The sequence below is a fragment of the Pseudomonas sp. G11 genome, from assembly GCF_029457515.1.
Classification (GTDB): domain Bacteria; phylum Pseudomonadota; class Gammaproteobacteria; order Pseudomonadales; family Pseudomonadaceae; genus Aquipseudomonas; species Aquipseudomonas gorinensis.
In genome coordinates, this window is record NZ_CP120377.1 from 2074678 (window position 1) to 2095072 (window position 20395).

Sequence of the window (20395 nt, forward strand, 5' to 3'; positions counted from 1 at the left end):
ATCCAGTCCTTACATTGCATACAGTGGCCGCACAACAAAAACAGAGAACCCCTCACCATGACTATCCCGAAGGCGTCACCGCAGCGGCCGGAAGATGAGAATCTTGGCGTCGCCGCCAACCTGGCTTACGGCCTGCAGCATGTGCTCACCATGTACGGCGGCATCGTTGCCGTACCGTTGATCGTCGGCCAGGCGGCTGGGTTGTCGCCGGCGGATATCGGCCTGTTGATCGCCGCGTCGTTGTTTGCCGGTGGCCTGGCCACCTTGCTGCAAACCCTTGGCCTGCCGTTTTTTGGCTGCCAGTTGCCGCTGGTACAGGGCGTGTCGTTTGCCGGTGTGGCAACCATGGTGGCGATTGTCGGCAGTGATGGCGCTGGCGGGGTGCCAGCGATTCTGGGGGCGGTGATGGCGGCGTCGTTGATCGGGCTATTGATTACCCCGGTGTTCTCGCGGATCACCCAGTTTTTCCCACCGCTGGTGACCGGTATCGTGATCACCACCATCGGCCTGACCCTGATGCCCGTCGCGGCGCGGTGGGCCATGGGCGGCAACAGCCGCGCAGCCGACTTCGGCAGCATGCCGAACATCGGCCTGGCGGCGCTGACCCTGGTGTTGGTGTTGCTGCTGAGCAAGATCGGCAGTGCGACTATCTCGCGGTTGTCGATCCTGCTGGCGATGGTGATCGGCACGCTCATTGCGGTATTGCTGGGCATGGCCGACTTCTCCGGTGTCACCCAGGGGCCGATGTTCGGTTTCCCCGCGCCATTCCATTTCGGCATGCCGACCTTTCATGTGGCGGCGATCATTTCCATGTGTATCGTGGTGATGGTGACCCTGGTGGAAACCTCGGCAGATATCCTGGCGGTGGGTGAGATCATCGACACCAAGGTCGACTCCAAACGCCTCGGTAATGGCCTGCGTGCCGATATGCTGTCGAGCATGTTCGCGCCGATCTTCGGTTCGTTCACCCAAAGTGCATTCGCCCAGAACGTCGGCCTGGTGGCGGTGACGGGGGTGAAGAGTCGGTTTGTGGTGGCGACCGGTGGGCTGTTCCTGGTGATTCTCGGCCTGCTGCCCTTCATGGGGCGTGTCATTGCGGCCGTACCGACCTCGGTACTGGGCGGTGCCGGGATCGTGCTGTTCGGCACCGTGGCGGCCAGTGGTATTCGCACGCTGTCCAAGGTGGATTACCGCAACAACATGAACCTGATCATCGTCGCCACGTCCATCGGTTTCGGCATGATCCCCATCGCTGCGCCGAGTTTCTACGATCATTTTCCCAGCTGGTTCGCGACCATTTTCCACTCGGGCATCAGCTCGTCGGCGATCATGGCGATCCTGCTGAACCTGGCGTTCAACCACATCACCGCCGGTAACTCAGACCAGCAATCAGTGTTCGTGGCAGGGACGGAGCGCAGTTTGTGCTTCCAGGATGTGGCGGCCTTGCGCGAGGGGGATTACTTCAGCGGCGGCAAGTTGTTTGATGCACAGGGTCAGGAGATTCCACTGGTGGCGCAGGTGTCGAACAAAGCCGCGAGGCCGGAGACCAGCGACGTCTAGACGGTAGGAGGGGGGGGCGAGCTGCAGTGGCCAGTGGGCTAGTTGAGGCAAGTTGGCTGATTGTGGCGAGCGGGCATGTTGTGGCCAGCGGACTTGCTGTGGCGAGCGGGCTTGCCCTAATGCCGTTCAGTTAAGAGTACATCGCCTTCTGTAGGAGCGAGCTTGCTCGCGAAAAACGTCAACGATAACGCGTGTTTCCTGAATCAACGCGGCGCCTGTGAGTTTTTCGCGAGCAAGCTCGCTCCTACAAAAAAGCCTTAACTGAACGGCATTAGGGCAAGCCCGCTCGCCACAGGGATATTCCAATTTGCTGAGCGATGGCCCTGCACATTTTTACCTCAGCCAGCCTTGAGGGCTGTGTGCGGCGTCGAGCACGCCTCATCCAGGAACTTCACCACCGTGCCCATGCACGCCTGGCGCTCTTCCACATGGGGCATGTGGCTGGAGTCTTCAAACAGCGCCCAGCGCACATCCGCGATTTCGTCCAGGAACGGCTTGACCACCAGCGGCGTCGCCTCGTCATGCCGGCCGGAAATTACCAGGGTCGGCACCTTGATCGCCGACAGGCGGCCGATCACGTTCCAGTCCTTCAGGCTGCCAATCACGTGGAACTCGGTAGGGCCGCTCATGGCGTGGTACACCGTCGGGTCGGCATCGACCGCGGCGAAGGTGCGGGCTACCTCTTCAGGCCAGGGGTTGACCCGGCACACGTGCTGGTCATAGAAAATCCGCGAGGCGGCGAGGTATTCCGGGTCTTGGTAGGTGCCGGCCGTTTCATGCTTGAGCAGGGTTTCATGCACGCCTTCGGGCAGCAGTTTGCGCAGGCGGTTGGCTTCGCTGACCCAGGTGCGCATGCAGGTGGGCGAGTTGGCCGGGATGAAGGCGCGCAGGCCCTTGGGTTGCAGGATCGCATGCTCACTGCCGAGCATGCCGCCCCAGGATTGCCCGAGGATCGCGTAGTCATCGCTGATTTGCAGGTGGTCCAGCAGGTTGTTCAGCTCATCGAGGAACAGGCTGACGGTCCAGAAGGAGGGGTCTTTGTCGGGCAAGTGGGTGGAGCGCCCATTGCCCAGTTGATCGTAGTGGATCACGGCATGACCGCTGGCAGCGACGTCCTTGAAGGCGTCGACGTAGTCATGGGTGCAGCCGGGGCCCCCATGGATGATCACCAACGGTGTGCGGCCGGTGGTCAGGTCGCCAGTGATGCGGTACCAGGTCTGGTAAGCGCCAAAGGCCGCATACCCTTCGCGGATTTTTTCGATGAATTCCATTTCGTACCCTGCTCTGAAAAAAAGGATCAGGGACACGATAATCGGCACGCGATGTTTAGGTAACTAGCAAAACAGCTAGGTTTTGCCGAAGGTTCAGTCTTCCAGCAAGCGATAGTGGGTTGCGCGAACCACTGCCTGGACCCGGTTCTTTGCGCCTAATTTGTGCATCGCCGACGCCAGGTGCAGGGTGACCACTGCCAGGGAACGGCTCAATTGGGTGGCGATTTCGGCGGCGGTCAGGCCATCGGCGGCCCATTTCAGGCACTCGCGCTCACGTTTGGTCAGGCGAATATGCGGGTAGGCACGTAGCTCCTTGCTGAATAATGGGTAGGCCGCTTCCTGCAAGGCATGGGTAATCAGGGCGAAATCCGACAGAGTCTGCTGCGCATCCCGCAGCACCACGCTCGCCTTGCCGGTGCGCAGACCGGTCAGCGAGGCAAAGCCGCCGCGGGGCAGGTGGATCGGCACGCTGACGCCGCAGGTCAGCTGGCGGTCATGCAGGTAAGAAGACACGGGTGCGTGGCAGGGGTCGATGATCTGCTGCAGGGCGGTCTGGGCTTTGGCGTCATAGGACCAGACAAACGGCGAAACCGTGCTCAAGGCCAAGTGCTGCACGGGGTCGATCTGGTAGAACCCTTCGCTGCACCACAAGGCATGCCAGTCGGGCGGGGTGTTGCGCAATTCCAGCACCGAGGGGGTGATGAGCTCGCCATTGAGGTCGATGGGCACCGGGGTGTAGTCATACACCAGCGCATCGAAGCCCAACTGCTGGGCGAGGTCGAACGTATTGTCCATCTGTTCATCCAGGCTCCTGCCCGGCATCAGACGGTTATTGAACGCAGTTAGCTTGGCCAGCATCCGTTCTGCTCCCGAATTCATTTGAATCTCGACTTGCGGCAAGTAGAATGCCACGCCCCGGCGAAGGACTGCCAGGCCAAACCTATAAGAAATACTAGGTTATGGACACACGGCATCCTCGGTAGTGTTGGCCTGATTAACGGCCGCTACCCGCCAGGCCGATACAACACAAGGAATGTATGCATGTGGCGTGAAATTGCCCCCGACCAGCAGTACAACGTGCAAGTCGACGGCCATAACCTCGTGGCCTACAGCTTTGGTGACGGCGATGAGGTGCTGCTGTGCCTCAACGGCGGTCCTGGCCTGCCGTGTGACTACTTGCGTGACGCCCATGGCTGGCTCAAAGACCATAACCTGCGAGTGGTTGCATTCGATCAGCTTGGCACTGGCGCTTCAGCCAGACCGACCGATGTTTCCCTGTGGGAAATCCGCCGTTATGTCGAAGAAGTCGAAACCGTGCGCCAGGCCCTGGGCCTGGGCCGTGTGCATTTGCTCGGCCATTCCTGGGGCGGCTGGCTGGCGATCGAATACGCTATCCATTACCCCGCCGCCCTGAAAAGCCTGATCCTGGAAAACACCGTCGGCGACATCCCGCACCTGTCCCAGGAACTGGAACGCCTGCGCGGCGCCCTGGGCAGCGAAACCGTGGCGATGATGCAACGCCATGAAGCCATGGGCACCCTGGACCACCCGCAGTACCAGGCGGCGATCACCTTGCTCAACTACCGTCACGTGTGTCGTCTGGACGAGTGGCCGGCACCGGTCAAGCGCTCCCTGGATGACTGGAACATGGGGCCCTACGAAACCATGCAGGGGCCGAATGAATTTCTCTATATTGGCAACCTCAAGGACTGGAACCGCATCCCCGAGATGGCCGATTTCAAGATGCCGATGCTGATCACCACCGGTCAGCATGATGAACTGACCCCGGCCTGCGCCATGCGCATGAAGCTGGCGGCTCGCCACGCCGAGCTGCATGTGTTCCCCAACAGCAGCCATATGCCCTTTTATGAAGAGCCTCACGCGTACTTCCCGGTGCTGCTGGACTTTCTTGCTCGCCATCGAGGCTGACGAATGAACCTGGCGCGCTACCGTTTTGTACTGTCCCGGCCCCTGCAATTGTTGCCGGTGCTGTTTGGCATCAGCCTGATCACCTTTGTGCTGGTACGCTCGATTCCCGGCGACCCCGCCCGCGCGCTGCTGGGCTCGCGCAGCACCCCGGACGCCTTGCTGAAAATCCGCGCGCAGTTCGGCCTCGACCAGCCGTTGTGGCTGCAATATTTCTACTTTCTCAAAAACCTGCTCAAGGGCGACCTCGGCCAATCGCTGCTGTACAAGGTCGATGCCCTGAAGCTGATCGTCACCCGCATCGAGCCGACGTTGGTGCTGGTCCTTGGCAGCGTGGTGCTGGCGCTGTTGATCGCGATACCGCTGGCGACCTTGGCGGCGCGGCATAAAGGTGGCTGGGCCGACAACCTGATCCGCGTATTCACCACGGTCGGCCTGGGCATGCCGGCATTCTGGCTGGGCTTGATGCTGATCCTGTTGCTCAGCGTGCAATGGGGCTTGTTCCCGGTGTCGGGCTACGGCCGCACCTGGCTGGACAAGGCGCACCATATGGTCCTGCCATGCCTGACCATCGCCCTGGCGTTGTCCGCGGTGCTGGTGCGCAACCTGCGGGCGAGCATGTTGATGGAGTTGCAGGCCGACCATGTCACCGCCGCCCGCGCCCGGGGGTTGTCGGAGGCTGCGGTGTTTCGCCGGCATGTGTTACCCAATTCCCTGGTGCCGGCGGTCAACCTGCTGGCGGTGAACATCGGTTGGTTGATCAGCGGCACGGTGGTGATCGAAAGCCTGTTCGCCATTCCCGGCATCGGCCAGTTGCTGGTCCGTGGCATCTTTACCCGCGACTACATGGTGGTGCAGGGGGTGGCCATGGTGCTGGCCTGTGCGACGGTGGTGGTCAACTTTGTGGCGGATGTCGTGACCGTCGCCCTCGACCCACGGGTGAAAATGCAATGAACAGCCGCTCGTTGATTGTGCCCTGGCGCTTGCGCTTGCGGTTTGGCTTTCGCAATGGCCGGCTGACCGCCGCGTGGGGCCTGGCGATTCTGTTGGCGTGGTTTGCCTTGGCGCTGTTCGCGCCGTGGATCGCGCCCTATGACCCGATTGCGCAGAACACGGATCTGAGCCTGCTGGGGCCAAGCCTTGCCCATCCGTTTGGCACGGACAATTATGGTCGTGACATCCTTTCGCGGGTGATCTGGGGCGCGCGCATTGACCTGCAATTGGCCATTGTCGGGGTGATTTTCCCGTTCATGATCGGCACCTTTGTCGGTGCGGTTTCCGGCTACATCGGCGGGCGTTTCGACAATTTCTGCATGCGCGTGATCGACGTGGTCCTGGCGTTCCCGTTCCTCGTATTGATGTTGGCGATCATGGCCATCCTCGGCCCGGGCTTGAAGAGTTTTTATATCGCCATGGCACTGGTGGGCTGGGTGTCGTATGCGCGGCTGATCCGCTCGCAGATCCTGGTGCTCAAGGAAAGCGACTTTGCCCTGGCGGCCAAGAGCCTGGGCTTTGGCCACGGGCGCATCCTGTTTCGGCATTTGCTGCCCAACGCCCTGTTTGGCTCGATTGTGTTTTCCATGTCTGACGCCGTGCTGGTGCTGCTCAATGGGGCGGCGGTGAGCTACCTCGGCCTGGGTGTACAACCGCCGACCGCCGAATGGGGCACCATGGTGGCCGAAGGGCAGGCCTTTATCACCACGGCCTGGTGGCTCTGCACCTTCCCGGGCCTGGCCATCGTGACCCTGGCCATGGGCTTCAGCCTGTTGGCCGACGGTGTGGCGCAAGTGCTGGGGGATCGAACATGAGCCTGCTTCAGGTACAGGACTTGAGTGTGATCGCCCATAACGCCGGGCGTGATGTCACCCTGGTCGATCGTGTGTCCTTTGACCTGGCCGAAGGTGAAATCCTCGGCCTGGTGGGTGAAAGCGGCTCGGGCAAGACGATGGCCTGTCGCGGGCTGATGCGCTTGTTGCCGTCGCCCAACCTGCGGGTGCAAGGCGGGGCCGTGCGCCTGGCCGGCCGCGATTTGTTGCAGCTGGATGACGCCGGCATGCGCGCAGTGCGTGGCGGGCAACTGGGTATGATCTTCCAGAACCCCAGCAGCCACCTCGACCCGCTGATGCGCATTGGCGAGCAGATCGCCGAGGGTATTCGCCTGCATCAAGGTGCGTCGAAGAAAGACGCGCGCCTGCAAGCCATCGACGTGCTGCGCCAGGTGGGGATCCCTGATCCCCAGGCGCGGGTCGACAACTATCCCCATGAGTTTTCCGGCGGCATGCGCCAGCGCGCGATGATCGCCGTGGCCCTGGGCTGCAACCCGCAGGTGTTGATCGCCGATGAGCCGACCACGGCCCTCGATGTGACCGTGCAGGCGCAAATCCTGCGCCTGTTGCTGGACCTGCGCGACCAGCGTGGCCTGTCGATCATCATGATCACCCACGACCTCGGCGTGGTGGCGCAGACCTGCGACTCCATCGCCGTGATGTACGCCGGTCGCCTGTGCGAGCACGGCAGCAAATACGACCTGCTGGCCCACCCCCGGCATCCTTACACCGCTGGGCTGATCGACTGCCAGCCTGCCCACAGCAGCGGGCATGCGTTGCTGCGCACCATCCCAGGCCAGCCGCCGCTGCTGGATGCGTTGCCCGCCGGGTGTCGCTTCAACCCACGCTGCCCGCAGGTCGGCGACCTATGCACCCAGCAGCTGCCTGAAGGCTCGCGTGTGGCCTGTCACTATCCTTTGGGAGATCGGCCATGAGCCTGTTGCAGATCAAAGACCTGGAGGTGCGCTTTGCCGCGTCTGGCACTGGCGTGTTGGGTTTGAACAAGCAGTGGGTGAGGGCGGTGAACGGGGTATCGCTGAACCTGGCGGCGGGCGAGACCCTCGGCCTGGTGGGCGAATCCGGCAGCGGCAAGAGCACTCTGGGCCGTGCGATTCTGCACCTCAACCCGATCAGCGCCGGCCAAGTGTTGTTCGACGGTATTGATATGGCCCACGGCAGCGCCATCGATATCGCCCGGCTGCGCCATGAAACCGCGATGATTTTCCAGGACCCGTATGCCGCGCTGAACCCGCGCCACACCATTGGCGAAACCATTGCCGAGGTGCTGCGGGTGCAACGCAAGGTCCCCGCGCAACAGATTCCGGCTCGCGTCAACGAACTGCTCGACCTGGTCGGCCTGCGTCCCGAACTCGCCGAGCGCAAACCCGGCGCGCTCAGCGGCGGCCAGTGCCAGCGCGTGGGCATCGCCCGTGCGCTGGCGGTGGAGCCGCGTTTGATCATCGCTGATGAGTGTGTGGCGGCGCTGGATGTGTCGATCCAGGGCCAGATCATCAACCTGTTGCTGGAACTGCAACAGCGCATGAACCTGGCGATCCTGTTCATCGCCCATGACCTGGCCATCGTGCGCCGCCTGTGCGACCGCGTGGCGGTGATGTACCTGGGCAAGATCGTGGAGGAGGGCCCGGTGGAGGCGGTGTTCACTTCGCCGCGCCATCCGTATACGGCGGCGCTGATCCAGGCGATCCCGGAGATCGATCCGCATCGGCCATTGCCTACGGAACCCTTGCCGGGTGAGCCGCCCAGCCCATTGAATGTCCCCACCGGCTGTGCGTTTCACCCGCGTTGCCGGTATGCCAAGGCCCTGTGTTCCATGGTGTTGCCGCCGACCCATTTCCTGCACGAGCATCGGTACAGTTGCGTGCTTGAAGAACCGTTGACCCTTTCTGCCGTCCATAAACAAGGAGTTATGACATGCAATCCCGCCACTTGAAGTTGCTCGCTGCTGCGACGTTAACCGCCTGGTCCCTCACTGCCGGGCTGGCCCAGGCCGCCGGCGTACTGACCATCGGTTGCCGTGAAGACAGCACCACGTTTGACCCGATCAAAAGTGCGCAAAACCGCGACACCTGGGTATTCGCCAACGTCTACGACACCCTGGTGCGTGTCGATAACCTGGGGACCAAGATGGAACCGGGGCTGGCCGAAAGCTGGGATATCTCCAAGGACGGCCTGACCTACACATTCAAACTGCGCGAGGCGAAGTTCTCCGACGGCTCGCCGATCACCGCTGAGGATGCGGCGTTCAGCCTGTTGCGTATCCGCGACAACAAGGCTTCGCTGTGGAGCGACCCGTTCAGCCTGATCAATACGGCCAAGGCCACCGACCCCAAAACCCTGGTCGTGACGCTGAAAACCCCTGCGGTCGCCTTCCTCTCGCAACTCGCGTCGCCGACGGTATCGATCCTGTCGGAAAAAGCCATGACCAAGATGGGCGAAGACGCCTACGCGGAAAACCCGGTGACCTCCGGTGCGTTTACCGTGGACGAATGGCGCAAGGGCGATCGGGTGATCCTGAAAAAGAACCCGAACTTCTGGCAGGCCAAGAACGTGAGCCTGGATGGCGTGGAGTGGGTGTCGGTCACTGACGACAACACGCGCATGCGCATGGTGCAGAACAACGAGCTGGACACGGCGATCTTTGTACCGTTCTCCCGGGTGGAAGAGCTGAAAAAAGACAAGAACGTGGTGATCCACTCCGACCCGTCGACCCGTGAAGACCACCTGCTGATCAACCACGAGCACGGCCTGTTGGCCAAGCCGGAAGTGCGTCAGGCGCTGGACATGGCCATCGATAAACAATCGCTGGTGAAGACCGCCACTTACGGTCAAGGCACCGTGGCCTATTCCTACATTCCAAAAGGCTCGCTGTACCACTACGCCAACAACCTGCAGCGCCCGTATGACCCCGCCGCCGCCAAGAAGCTGCTGGCCGATGCCGGCGCCAAGGACTTGAAGCTCAACTATGTGGTCAACGCCGGCAACGAGGCCGACGAGCAGATTGCGGTGATCATCAAGGATCAACTGGCCAAGGTCGGCGTCACCGCCAACCTGCAGAAAGTCGACCCGACTCAAAGCTGGCAGATGCTGGTGGACGGTACTTACGATATTTCAGTGATGTACTGGACCAACGACATCCTCGACCCTGACCAGAAGACCACCTTCGTACTGGGCCACGACACCAACCAGAACTACATGACCCGCTACAAGAACGACCAGGTCAAGGCGCTGGTGGCCGCGGCCCGCATCGAGGCCGACCCGGCCAAGCGTGAGCAGATGTATATCGACCTGCAGAAACTGGCGAAACAGGATGTGAACTGGATCGACCTGTACTACAGCCCGTACATCAACATCTCGCGCAAGAATGTGAGCAACTTCCTGCAAAACCCACTGGGACGCTTCACCCTTGAGGAAGTGGTGAAAAACTAAGGCCCAGGGAACACCGCAATAGAAATGTGGGAGGGGGCTTGCCCCCGATGGCAGGGTGTCAGTCACTGTATCTGTGGCTGACCCACCGCCATCGGGAGCAAGCCCCCTCCCACATTTGGTTTTACTGCGCGTCGAACGCCTGCCCATTGATCCCGGTACTGTCCGGCCCCATCAGGTACAGGTACACCGGCATGATTGCTTCCGGTGCCGGGTTATCCGCCGGGTTTTCCCCTGGGTACGCCTGGGCCCGCATGCTGGTGCGCGTGGCGCCTGGGTTGATGCTGTTGGCCCGTACGGGCGCAACTGTGTCGAGCTCGTCGGCCAGGGTTTGCATCAGGCCTTCAGTGGCGAATTTCGACACGCCGTAAGCCCCCCAATACGCACGGCCCTTACGCCCGACGCTGCTGGAGGTGAACACCACCGACGCATCCTGGGACAGCTTGAGCAGGGGCAGCAGCGTACTGGTCAACATGAACATGGCATTCACGTTGATGTGCATCACCCGCATGAAGTTCTCGCCGGACAACTGCTCGATCGGCGTGCGTGGGCCGATGATCGAGGCGTTGTGCAGCAGGCCGTCGAGGTGGCCGAATTCTTTTTCGATCATCGCGGCCAGCTCATCGTATTGATGGGGCAGGGCGGTCTCCAGGTTGAACGGGATGACCACCGGTTGTGGGTGGCCGGCGGCTTCGATCTCGTCATACACCTGGGCCAGGTTGGCTTCGGTCTTGCCCAGCAACAGCACGGTGGCGCCATGGGCCGCGTAGGTTTTCGCTGCCGCCGCGCCAATCCCGCGACCCGCACCGGTCACCAGGATGACCCGGCCTTTGAGCAGTTCTGGACGTGCAGAGTAATCAAACATAAAAAGCCTCGACAGAATTCAGTAGGTTGCAAACACCCACATTGGATCTTCCTTAGTCAGTAGAGCGAGTGAGCCATCAGCAACTGCACAGCGCGTTATCCAGCACCTTGCGCAGTTCCAGCGGGTGATCCACTACCACGTCCGCGCCCCAGTGACGTGGGTTGTCGTCCGGGTGGATATAGCCATAGGTCACCGCTGCGGTGCGGGTGCCGGCATCGCGGCCGGATTCGATGTCGCGCAGGTCATCGCCCACGAACAGCACGCTGGCCGGGTCCAGGTCGAGCATCTTGCACGCCAGGATCAGCGGCTCGGGGTGCGGCTTGCTGTTCGTCACGTGGTCCGGGCAGATCAGCAACGCCGACCGCTCGGCCAGGCCCAGTTGCTGCATGATCGGTTCGGCAAAGCGCACCGGCTTGTTGGTGACCACGCCCCAGATCAGCTTGGACTTCTCGATGTCTTCCAGCAGCTCGGCCATGCCGTCGAACAACGCGCTGTGAATCGCGCAGCCCTTGAGGTAGCGCTCCAGGAATTCCTGGCGCAGCTCTTCAAAGCCTGGGGATTCCGGGTCCATGGCGAAGGTCACGGCGACCATTGCCCGTGCACCGCCGGAAATTTCATCGCGGATGTGCTGGTCGTTGACCGGCGCGAGGCCGCGGTCAGCGCGCATGGCCTGGCAGATGGCGATAAAGTCTGGCGCGGTGTCCAGCAAGGTACCGTCCATATCGAAGAGAACCGCTCGCAACTTCACAGGCTCACTCCTCGCGCAGGGTCTGGATCATGTAGTTGACGTCGACGTCGCTGGCCAGCTTGTAGTGCTTGGTCAGCGGGTTGTAGGTCAGGCCGATGATGTCCTTGACGGTCAGCCCGGCCTGGCGGCTCCAGGCACCCAGCTCGGACGGGCGGATAAATTTCTTGAAGTCATGGGTGCCGCGCGGCAGCAGCTTCATGATGTATTCAGCGCCGATGATCGCGAACAGGTAAGCCTTGGGATTGCGGTTGATGGTGGAGAAGAACACCTGGCCGCCCGGCTTGACCATGCGGAAGCAGGCGCGGATCACCGAGGACGGGTCCGGCACGTGTTCCAGCATCTCAAGGCAAGTGACCACGTCGAACTGCTCGGGCAACTCGTCGGCCAGGGCTTCGGCAGTGATCTGGCGGTATTCCACGCTCACCCCGGATTCCAGCTGGTGCAACTGGGCCACGGCCAGCGGCGCTTCGCCCATGTCGATACCCATCACGGTCGCGCCGCGCTGGGCCATGGCTTCACTGAGGATGCCGCCACCGCAACCGACATCCAGCACCTTCTTGCCGGCCAGGTTGACGCGCTCGTCAATCCAGTTGACCCGCAGGGGGTTGATGTCGTGCAGGGGCTTGAACTCGCTTTCGCGGTCCCACCAGCGGTGCGCCAAGGCTTCGAATTTGGCGATTTCGGCGTGGTCAACGTTGCTCATGGTGCATCCTCTAAAACTGATAAATCGGTTTGCCGGTGCTGAACGCACGGGTTCAGCAGCGGCGTTATGCTTAGTGCCCGCTGATGCGTCTACCCCAGGCAATGGCCGTGGCGGTCAACTGTTGTTCATCCATGCGGGTCAATTGCCGGTCGTCGAGCAACTGCTTGCCGGCGACCCAAAGGTGTTTCACGCAATCGCGTCCGGTGGCATATATAAGTTGTGAGACCGGATCGTAGATCGGTTGTTGCGCCAACCCTGAAAGATCGAAGGCCACGATATCCGCTGCCTTGCCGACTTCCAGCGAACCTATCTCGCTCTCCAGGCCCAGGGCCCGGGCGCCGTTGAGGGTCGCCATGCGCAGGGCGCGATGGGCGTCCAGCGCGGTGGCCGAGCCGGCAACGGCCTTGGCCAGCATTGCAGCCGTGCGGGTTTCGCCCAACAGGTCCAGGTCATTGTTGCTGGCGGCGCCATCGGTGCCGATGGCCACGTTGACGCCAGCCTGCCACAGACGCTCCACCGGGCAGAAGCCGCTGGCCAGTTTCAGGTTCGATTCCGGGCAATGGATCACGCTGGTGTTGCTTTCTACCAGCAAAGCCAGGTCATCCTCGCTGATTTGGGTCATGTGAACGGCCTGGAAGCGCGGGCCCAGCAGGCCGAGGCGGCCCAGGCGTGCCAGCGGGCGTTCGCCGGTCTGCTCCACCGCTTGTTGCACCTCATGCGCGGTTTCGTGCACATGCATATGGATTGCGGCGTCCAGCTCCTCGGCGATCACCCGGATCTTTTCCAGGTTGGCATCGCTCACGGTGTAGGGGGCGTGGGGGCCGAAGGTGATCCTGATGCGTGGGTGATGCTTGAGGTCGCCGAACAGCTCGATGCCCTGGCGCAGGGCTTCATCGGCGGTGCTGGCGCCGGGAATCGGGAAGTCGAGGATCGGAACCGCGATCTGTGCGCGCATGCCGCTGTTGTGCACGCATTCGCTGGCGACCTTGGGGTAGAAGTACATGTCCGAGAAACACGTAATGCCGCCCTTGAGCTGTTCGGCGATGGCCAGGTCGGTGCCGTCGCGCACGAAGGCTTCGTCGACCCACTTGGCTTCGGCGGGCCAGATGTGTTTTTCCAGCCAGGTCATCAGTGGCAAGTCGTCGGCCAGGCCGCGAAACAGGCTCATCGCCGCATGCCCGTGGGCGTTGACCAGGCCTGGGCTGAGCAGCATGCCCGGCAGCTCGCGGACTTCACGGGCCGAAAGCTTCAAGGCCGTCGCCCGTGGCCCGATAAAGGCAATGCGCCCATCGCGAATGCCCAGGGCATGCTCCTTGAGCACCACGCCGGCAGGTTCGACAGGTACCAGCCAGGTCGGCAGTAGCAATAAGTCGAGCGGGGCGGCAGTGGGGGTCATCGAAGGCTTCTTCCTGGGCAGCTATAAAAGAAGCGCGAAGTATACCCGAGCGTCCTGGCTGGCGGATCGCTATAATCGGCGGCTTTTGTTCATGAGAGCGGGGTGAGGGATGCGCGATCGACTGTTGGCCGCGGAGAAAGTGAAGGCCATCGATTGGCGTGATGGCGCACTGCACCTGCTCGATCAGCGTGTGTTGCCCTCGCGGGAAAGCTGGGTGAGCTGCTCCACGGTGGAGGAGGTGGCTGCGGCCATTCGCGCCATGGTGGTGCGCGGCGCCTCGGCCATCGGCATCAGCGCCGCCTATGGCCTGGTGCTCGCCGCCCGCGAACGCATCGCAGAAGGCGGCGACTGGCAGGCCGCGTGGGAAGAAGACTACGCACTACTGGCCGCGACTCGCCCGACCGCCTCGAACCTGTTCTGGGCCCTCAAGCGCATGCGCGACCGCCTGGACCGCGTCAAAAAGCACGCCGACCCGCTGGCGATGCTGGAAGCCGAGGCTATTGCAATCCATGAAAGCGATCGTGAAGCCAACCTTGTCATGGCCCAACTGGGCGTCGAACGGATTCGCAAGCACCAAGGCAATGCCCAGGCGATCCTGACCCACGGCAACGCGGGCGCGTTGGCGACGGGAGGCTTCGGCACGGCCCTCGGCGTGATTCGCGCGGCCTTCCTGGAGGGGTTGGTCGAACAGGTCTACGCCAACGAAACCCGGCCCTGGTTGCAAGGCTCGCGCCTGACCGCCTGGGAGTTGGCGGGCGATGGTGTTCCGGTGATGGTCAATGCGGATTCGGCGGGCGCGCATATTCTCAAGACCAAGGGCGTCACCTGGGTCGTTGTCGGCGCCGACTGTATCGCGGCCAATGGCGATGTGATCGGCAAGATCGGTACCTATCAACTGGCGGTGTGCGCCATGCACCACGGCGTACGGTTTATGGTGGTGGCGCCGAGCTCGACCCTCGACCTGATGATGGCGACCGGCGATGACGTGGCGCTGGAAGAGCGTGATGCCGATGAATTACTGGAAGTCGCGGGCCAGCGCTTCGCCGCCGATGTGAGTGCCTATAATCCGGTGTTTGACGTGACCCCGGCCGACTTGATCGATGTGATCGTGACCGAAAAAGGCATCGTCGAGCGTCCTGACACGGTCAAGCTGGCCAAGTTGATGTGTCGTAAACGCCTGCATTGATGGCTGCGGTGTTTGTGAAATGGCTATCGGGGGCAAGCCCCTCCCACACTTGAATGGTGAGCGCAGTCAAAATGTGGCAGGGGGCTTGCCCCCGATTGGCCCTGAAAGTCAATAAAACCCTCCGATCCGCCCTCAAAAAAAAGCACCACCCCATCTCTGAGCCCCTCTCGTCCTCTTCAAGCCTGTCATCCGTCAAATTACTAGTCTCCATGCGCATCAGGGGGATAGGTGCGTGGCGGCGATTGTGATAACATCCGGCGGTTTCCAGGGTCGCCCCGAGGGGGGATCCTTAACGCGCAGATCCGTGTCATAACTCGTTGATTTGTCGTAAGTCGTTGTCAGGCACCATGCCGGCAGCGACGAGCTTCGTTCGTCCCATATGGATGTGACGAGGTTTCACCCGAAAAAGGAATCAGGCTTCTCATGGGCGAACTGGCCAAAGAAATCCTCCCGGTCAATATCGAAGACGAGCTGAAACAGTCCTACCTCGACTACGCGATGAGCGTAATTGTCGGTCGGGCACTGCCTGATGCGCGCGATGGCTTGAAGCCCGTGCACCGGCGTGTGCTGTTCGCGATGAGCGAGCTGGGTAACGACTGGAACAAGCCGTACAAGAAATCTGCCCGTGTTGTCGGTGACGTGATCGGTAAGTATCACCCTCACGGCGACACCGCGGTGTACGACACCATCGTTCGGATGGCCCAGCCGTTTTCCCTGCGCTACCTGCTGGTAGACGGCCAGGGCAACTTCGGTTCGGTCGACGGCGACAACGCCGCGGCCATGCGATACACCGAAGTGCGCATGACCAAGCTGGCGCACGAGCTGCTGGCCGACCTGCATAAAGAAACCGTGGACTGGGTGCCGAACTACGACGGCACCGAAATGATCCCGGCGGTCATGCCGACCCGTATTCCCAACCTGCTGGTCAACGGCTCCAGCGGTATCGCCGTGGGCATGGCCACCAACATCCCGCCGCACAACCTCGGTGAAGTCATCGACGGTTGCCTGGCCCTCATCGACAACCCTGAGCTGACCGTCGATGAGCTGATGCAATACATTCCCGGTCCGGACTTCCCGACCGCCGCGATCATCAACGGTCGCGCCGGTATCATCGAAGCCTACCGCACCGGTCGCGGCCGCATTTACATGCGTGCCCGCTCGATCATCGAAGACATCGACAAGGTCGGTGGCCGCCAGCAGATCGTTATCACTGAGCTGCCTTACCAGCTGAACAAGGCGCGCCTGATCGAGAAGATCGCCGAGCTGGTCAAAGAAAAAAAACTCGAAGGCATCACCGAACTGCGCGACGAGTCCGACAAAGACGGTATGCGCGTGGTGATCGAGCTGCGTCGCGGCGAAGTGCCCGAGGTGATCCTCAACAACCTCTATGCCCAGACCCAGCTGCAAAGCGTGTTTGGTATCAACGTGGTTGCACTGATCGACGGCCGCCCACGCATCCTGAACCTCAAGGACCTGCTGGAAGCCTTCGTGCGTCACCGCCGCGAAGTGGTCACCCGCCGTACCGTGTTCGAACTGCGCAAGGCTCGCGAACGCGGCCACATCCTGGAAGGCCAGGCGGTTGCGTTGTCGAACATCGACCCGGTGATCGCCCTGATCAAGGCTTCGCCGACGCCGTCGGAAGCTAAAGAAGCGCTGATCAAGATGCCGTGGGAATCCAGCGCCGTAGTGGCCATGGTTGAACGCGCGGGTGCCGACTCTTGCCGTCCAGAGACCCTGGACCCGCAATACGGTCTGCGTGACGGCAAGTACTTCCTGTCGCCGGAACAGGCCCAGGCCATCCTTGAACTGCGCTTGCACCGCCTGACTGGCCTGGAGCACGAGAAGCTGCTGGCCGAGTACCAGGAGATCCTCAACCAGATCGGCGAGCTGATCCGCATCCTCAACAGCGCCGTGCGCCTGATGGAAGTGATCCGCGAAGAACTGGAAGTGATCCGTGCCGAATACGGCGATGTGCGCCGCACCGAAATCCTCGATGCGCGCCTCGACCTGACCCTGGGTGACATGATCCCGGAAGAAGAGCGCGTCGTGACCATCTCCCACGGTGGCTACGCCAAGACCCAGCCATTGGCTGCGTACCAGGCCCAGCGTCGTGGCGGTAAAGGTAAATCGGCTACCGGCGTGAAGGATGAGGACTACATCGCTCACCTGCTGGTCGCCAACAGCCACACCACGCTGCTGCTGTTCTCCAGCAAGGGCAAGGTGTACTGGCTGAAAACCTACGAAATCCCGGAAGCCTCCCGTGCCGCCCGTGGTCGTCCGTTGGTCAACCTGCTGCCGCTGGACAGTGATGAATACATCACCACCATGTTGCCGGTCGAGGAATACACCGAAGGTCATTTCATCTTCATGGCCACCGCCAAAGGCACCGTGAAGAAGACCCCGCTGGAATCCTTCAGCCGTCAACGCAGCGTGGGCCTGATCGCCCTGGAGCTGGACGAAGGCGACGTATTGATCAGCGCGGCCATCACCGATGGCGAGCGTGAAGTCATGCTGTTCTCCGACGGTGGCAAGGTGACGCGCTTCAAGGAATCCGACGTTCGCGCCATGGGCCGTACCGCCCGCGGTGTGCGTGGTATGCGCCTGCCGGAAGGGCAGAAGCTGATTTCGATGTTGATCCCGGAAGAAGGCAGCCAGATCCTCACTGCTTCCGAGCGTGGTTATGGCAAGCGTACGGCCATCAGCGAGTTCCCGGAGTACAAGCGTGGCGGCCAAGGCGTGATCGCCATGGTCAGCAACGATCGCAACGGCCGTCTGGTCGGCGCGGTCCAGGTGCTCGATGGCGAGGAAATCATGCTGATTTCCGACCAGGGCACCCTGGTGCGTACCCGCGTAGCTGAAGTCTCGAGCCTGGGCCGTAACACCCAGGGCGTGACGCTGATCAAGCTGGCCAAGGACGAAAAACTGGTCGGCCTGGAGCGTGTCCAGGAGCCGTCGGAAGTCGAAGGTGAAGAGCTGGAAGGTGAAGAGTTCGAAGGTGAGGTGATCGCAAGCGGCGATGACAACGTCGACGAGCCAACCCTCGACGCTGCCGCAGACGAAGAAGAACCGCAGGAATAAGCGGACATACAGGGGGCGGATGAAGATTCGCCCCCTTGTTGTTTGTCCCCTTTGAAATAACAACGCCGCCCCCTGTAGGAGCGAGCCTGCTCGCGAAAATCGTCAACGATAACGCGGGCTGCCTGATACGCCCTTGCGCTCTCGGGTTTTTCGCGAGCAAGCTCACGCCTACAGTGTTTGATTTCAGTCCCACCAGATCAGAGAGATTGGATGTGAGCAAGAGAGCCTATAACTTCTGTGCCGGTCCCGCGGCGCTTCCTGAAGCAGTCCTGCAGCGTGCGCAGGGTGAACTCCTCGACTGGCATGGAAAAGGCCTCTCCGTGATGGAAATGAGCCATCGCAGTGATGAGTTCGTGTCCATTGCCACCAAGGCCGAGCAGGACCTGCGCGACTTGCTGGACATCCCTTCCGACTACAAAGTGCTGTTCCTGCAAGGCGGCGCTAGCCAGCAGTTCGCCCAGTTGCCGCTGAACCTGCTGCCGGAAGACGGCACTGCCGACTATATCGACACCGGTATCTGGTCGCAGAAAGCCATTGAAGAGGCTTCGCGCTACGGCCATGTCAACGTTGCCGGCACCGCCAAGCCCTACGACTACTTCGCGATTCCAGGTCAGAACGAATGGAAGTTGTCGAAGGACGCGGCCTACGTGCACTACGTGCAAAACGAAACCATCGGTGGCCTGGAGTTTGACTGGGTGCCTGAAGTGGGGGATGTCCCGCTGGTGTGCGACATGTCTTCGGACATTCTTTCGCGCCCTATCGATGTGTCCAAGTACGGCATGATCTACGCCGGCGCGCAGAAGAACATCGGCCCGAGCGGCATCCTGGTCAACATCATCCGTGAAGACCTGCTGGGGCGTGCCCGCTCGGTGTGCCCGACCATGCTCAACTACAAGGTCGCGGCTGATAACGGCTCGATGTATAACACCCCGCCGGCGTTCGCCTGGTACCTGTCGGGCCTGGTGTTCGAGTGGCTGAAAGAGCAGGGCGGCGTGGCTGCCATTGGCAAGCTCAACGAAGAGAAGAAGCGCGTCCTGTACAACTTCATCGACGCCAGCGGCCTGTACAGCAACCCGATCAACCTGACCGACCGCTCGTGGATGAACGTGCCGTTCCGCCTGGCCGATGACCGCCTGGACAAGCCGTTCCTGGCCGGTGCCGACGCGCGTGGCCTGCTGAACCTCAAGGGCCATCGCTCAGTGGGCGGTATGCGCGCCTCCATCTACAACGCTGTCGACATCAACGCGATCAACGCGCTGGTGGCCTACATGGCAGAGTTCGAAAAGGAACACGGCTAATGTCTGAGCAAGAACTCAAGGCCCTGCGCGTGCGCATTGACAGCCTGGACGAGAAAGTCCTGGAACTGATCAGTGAGCGCGCGCGGTGCGCCCAGGAAGTGGCACGGGTGAAGATGGCGTCCCTGGCTGAAGGCGAAGTGCCGGTGTTCTACCGGCCTGAGCGCGAGGCCCAGGTACTCAAGCGCGTGATGGAGCGTAACAGGGGGCCGCTGGGCAACGAAGAGATGGCGCGGTTGTTCCGCGAAATCATGTCGTCGTGCCTGGCCCTGGAGCAGCCGCTGAAGGTGGCGTACCTCGGTCCCGAGGGCACGTTCACCCAGGCTGCTGCCATGAAGCACTTCGGTCACGCGGTGATCAGCAAGCCGATGGCCGCCATCGACGAAGTGTTCCGCGAAGTGGCCGCCGGCGCGGTGAACTTTGGCGTGGTGCCGGTGGAAAACTCCACCGAAGGCGCGGTCAACCACACGCTGGACAGCTTCCTCGAGCACGACATGGTGATCTGCGGCGAAGTCGAGCTGCGCATCCACCACCACCTGCTGGTGGGCGAAAACACCAAGACCGACAGCATCAGCCGTATCTATTCCCATGCCCAGTCCCTGGCCCAGTGCCGCAAGTGGCTGGACGCCCATTACCCGAATGTCGAGCGCGTGGCGGTGTCCAGCAACGCCGAAGCGGCCAAGCGGGTCAAGGGCGAGTGGAATTCGGCGGCGATTGCCGGTGATATGGCCGCTGGCCTGTACGGCTTGACGCGCCTGGCCGAGAAGATTGAAGACCGTCCGGACAACTCCACGCGCTTTCTGATGATCGGCAGTCAGGAAGTACCGCCGACCGGCGACGACAAGACGTCGATCATCGTCTCCATGAGCAACAAGCCTGGCGCGCTGCATGAGCTGCTGGTGCCGTTCCACGACAACGGGATTGACCTGACGCGCATCGAGACCCGTCCTTCGCGCAGCGGTAAATGGACGTATGTGTTCTTTATCGACTTCATCGGCCACCACCGCGATCCGCTGGTCAAAGGCGTGCTGGAGAAGATCAGTCAGGAAGCCGTGGCACTCAAGGTGCTGGGCTCTTACCCGAAAGCGGTTTTGTGA

Annotated in this window: 17 protein-coding genes; 11 read left to right on the top strand and 6 right to left on the bottom strand. The window is 61.6% G+C overall.

What is annotated here, in order from left to right:
* Nucleotides 1-57 precede the first annotated feature (57 nt).
* Nucleotides 58-1560 carry a nucleobase:cation symporter-2 family protein gene (locus tag P2T68_RS09510; protein ID WP_024074138.1) on the top strand — a complete coding sequence of 501 codons (1503 nt, stop codon included), beginning with the start codon at nucleotides 58-60 and terminating at the stop codon, nucleotides 1558-1560.
* Between the two features lie 338 nt (nucleotides 1561-1898).
* On the opposite strand, the gene P2T68_RS09515 is transcribed toward P2T68_RS09510, so the two are convergent.
* Both P2T68_RS09515 and P2T68_RS09520 read right to left on the bottom strand, forming a co-directional pair.
* A complete protein-coding gene (locus P2T68_RS09515) occupies nucleotides 1899-2831 on the bottom strand; it encodes a proline iminopeptidase-family hydrolase (protein WP_277379284.1) in 933 nt (310 codons plus the stop codon).
* Nucleotides 2832-2924: 93 nt separating this feature from the next.
* Complete coding sequence (locus P2T68_RS09520; protein WP_024074140.1) at nucleotides 2925-3689, bottom strand: LuxR family transcriptional regulator; 765 nt, start codon at nucleotides 3687-3689, stop codon at nucleotides 2925-2927.
* A gap of 183 nt (nucleotides 3690-3872) precedes the next feature.
* Here P2T68_RS09520 and P2T68_RS09525 point away from each other — a divergent pair, with 183 nt between their 5' ends.
* Genes P2T68_RS09525 through P2T68_RS09550 form a run of 6 tightly spaced genes read left to right on the top strand, consistent with a single transcriptional unit; the run spans nucleotide 3873 to nucleotide 10030 of the window.
* A complete protein-coding gene (locus P2T68_RS09525; RefSeq protein WP_024074141.1) occupies nucleotides 3873-4760 on the top strand; it encodes a proline iminopeptidase-family hydrolase in 888 nt (295 codons plus the stop codon).
* A gap of 3 nt (nucleotides 4761-4763) precedes the next feature.
* Nucleotides 4764-5711 (top strand): ABC transporter permease, encoded by a 948-nt coding sequence (locus P2T68_RS09530; RefSeq protein WP_024074142.1) that lies wholly within the window; start codon nucleotides 4764-4766, stop codon nucleotides 5709-5711.
* The gene (locus tag P2T68_RS09535; protein ID WP_024074143.1) at nucleotides 5708-6565 is read left to right on the top strand and encodes an ABC transporter permease; all 858 of its coding nucleotides are present in this window, start codon (nucleotides 5708-5710) and stop codon (nucleotides 6563-6565) included. Before P2T68_RS09530 ends, P2T68_RS09535 begins: the two co-directional genes overlap by 4 nt.
* Nucleotides 6562-7518: an ABC transporter ATP-binding protein gene (locus P2T68_RS09540; RefSeq protein WP_150055479.1), complete on the top strand. Its 957-nt coding sequence runs from the start codon at nucleotides 6562-6564 to the stop codon at nucleotides 7516-7518. The genes P2T68_RS09535 and P2T68_RS09540 overlap by 4 nt, the downstream gene beginning before the upstream one ends.
* Nucleotides 7515-8534, top strand: coding sequence for an ABC transporter ATP-binding protein (locus tag P2T68_RS09545; RefSeq protein ID WP_102624377.1), 1020 nt, complete (start codon nucleotides 7515-7517; stop codon nucleotides 8532-8534). Before P2T68_RS09540 ends, P2T68_RS09545 begins: the two co-directional genes overlap by 4 nt.
* Nucleotides 8516-10030: an ABC transporter substrate-binding protein gene (locus P2T68_RS09550; protein WP_024074146.1), complete on the top strand. Its 1515-nt coding sequence runs from the start codon at nucleotides 8516-8518 to the stop codon at nucleotides 10028-10030. Before P2T68_RS09545 ends, P2T68_RS09550 begins: the two co-directional genes overlap by 19 nt.
* Nucleotides 10031-10151: 121 nt before the next feature.
* Here P2T68_RS09550 and P2T68_RS09555 read toward each other — a convergent pair whose 3' ends face one another.
* From P2T68_RS09555 to P2T68_RS09570, 4 genes are all read right to left on the bottom strand, one after another.
* A complete protein-coding gene (locus P2T68_RS09555) occupies nucleotides 10152-10892 on the bottom strand; it encodes a YciK family oxidoreductase (protein ID WP_024074147.1) in 741 nt (246 codons plus the stop codon).
* 76 nt (nucleotides 10893-10968) lie between these two features.
* Nucleotides 10969-11640: an N-acetylmuramic acid 6-phosphate phosphatase MupP gene (gene mupP / locus P2T68_RS09560; RefSeq protein WP_150293086.1), complete on the bottom strand. Its 672-nt coding sequence runs from the start codon at nucleotides 11638-11640 to the stop codon at nucleotides 10969-10971.
* Nucleotides 11641-11644: 4 nt separating this feature from the next.
* Nucleotides 11645-12343, bottom strand: coding sequence for a bifunctional 2-polyprenyl-6-hydroxyphenol methylase/3-demethylubiquinol 3-O-methyltransferase UbiG (ubiG, locus tag P2T68_RS09565; protein ID WP_024074149.1), 699 nt, complete (start codon nucleotides 12341-12343; stop codon nucleotides 11645-11647).
* A 70-nt stretch (nucleotides 12344-12413) separates the two neighbouring features.
* The gene (locus P2T68_RS09570) at nucleotides 12414-13739 is read right to left on the bottom strand and encodes a TRZ/ATZ family hydrolase (RefSeq protein ID WP_069075513.1); all 1326 of its coding nucleotides are present in this window, start codon (nucleotides 13737-13739) and stop codon (nucleotides 12414-12416) included.
* 109 nt (nucleotides 13740-13848) lie between these two features.
* On the opposite strand from P2T68_RS09570, the gene mtnA reads away from it, so the two are divergent.
* From mtnA to pheA, 4 genes are all read left to right on the top strand, one after another.
* Nucleotides 13849-14925, top strand: a complete 1077-nt coding sequence (gene mtnA / locus P2T68_RS09575) for an S-methyl-5-thioribose-1-phosphate isomerase (protein ID WP_150056197.1) — start codon at nucleotides 13849-13851, stop codon at nucleotides 14923-14925.
* 423 nt (nucleotides 14926-15348) lie between these two features.
* A complete protein-coding gene (gene gyrA, locus P2T68_RS09580; protein WP_024074152.1) occupies nucleotides 15349-18003 on the top strand; it encodes a DNA gyrase subunit A in 2655 nt (884 codons plus the stop codon).
* Between the two features lie 212 nt (nucleotides 18004-18215).
* On the top strand, nucleotides 18216-19301 hold the full coding sequence (gene serC, locus P2T68_RS09585) for a 3-phosphoserine/phosphohydroxythreonine transaminase (RefSeq protein WP_277379286.1): 1086 nt from the start codon (nucleotides 18216-18218) through the stop codon (nucleotides 19299-19301).
* Nucleotides 19301-20395 carry a prephenate dehydratase gene (gene pheA / locus P2T68_RS09590; protein WP_043047445.1) on the top strand — a complete coding sequence of 365 codons (1095 nt, stop codon included), beginning with the start codon at nucleotides 19301-19303 and terminating at the stop codon, nucleotides 20393-20395. The genes serC and pheA overlap by 1 nt, the downstream gene beginning before the upstream one ends.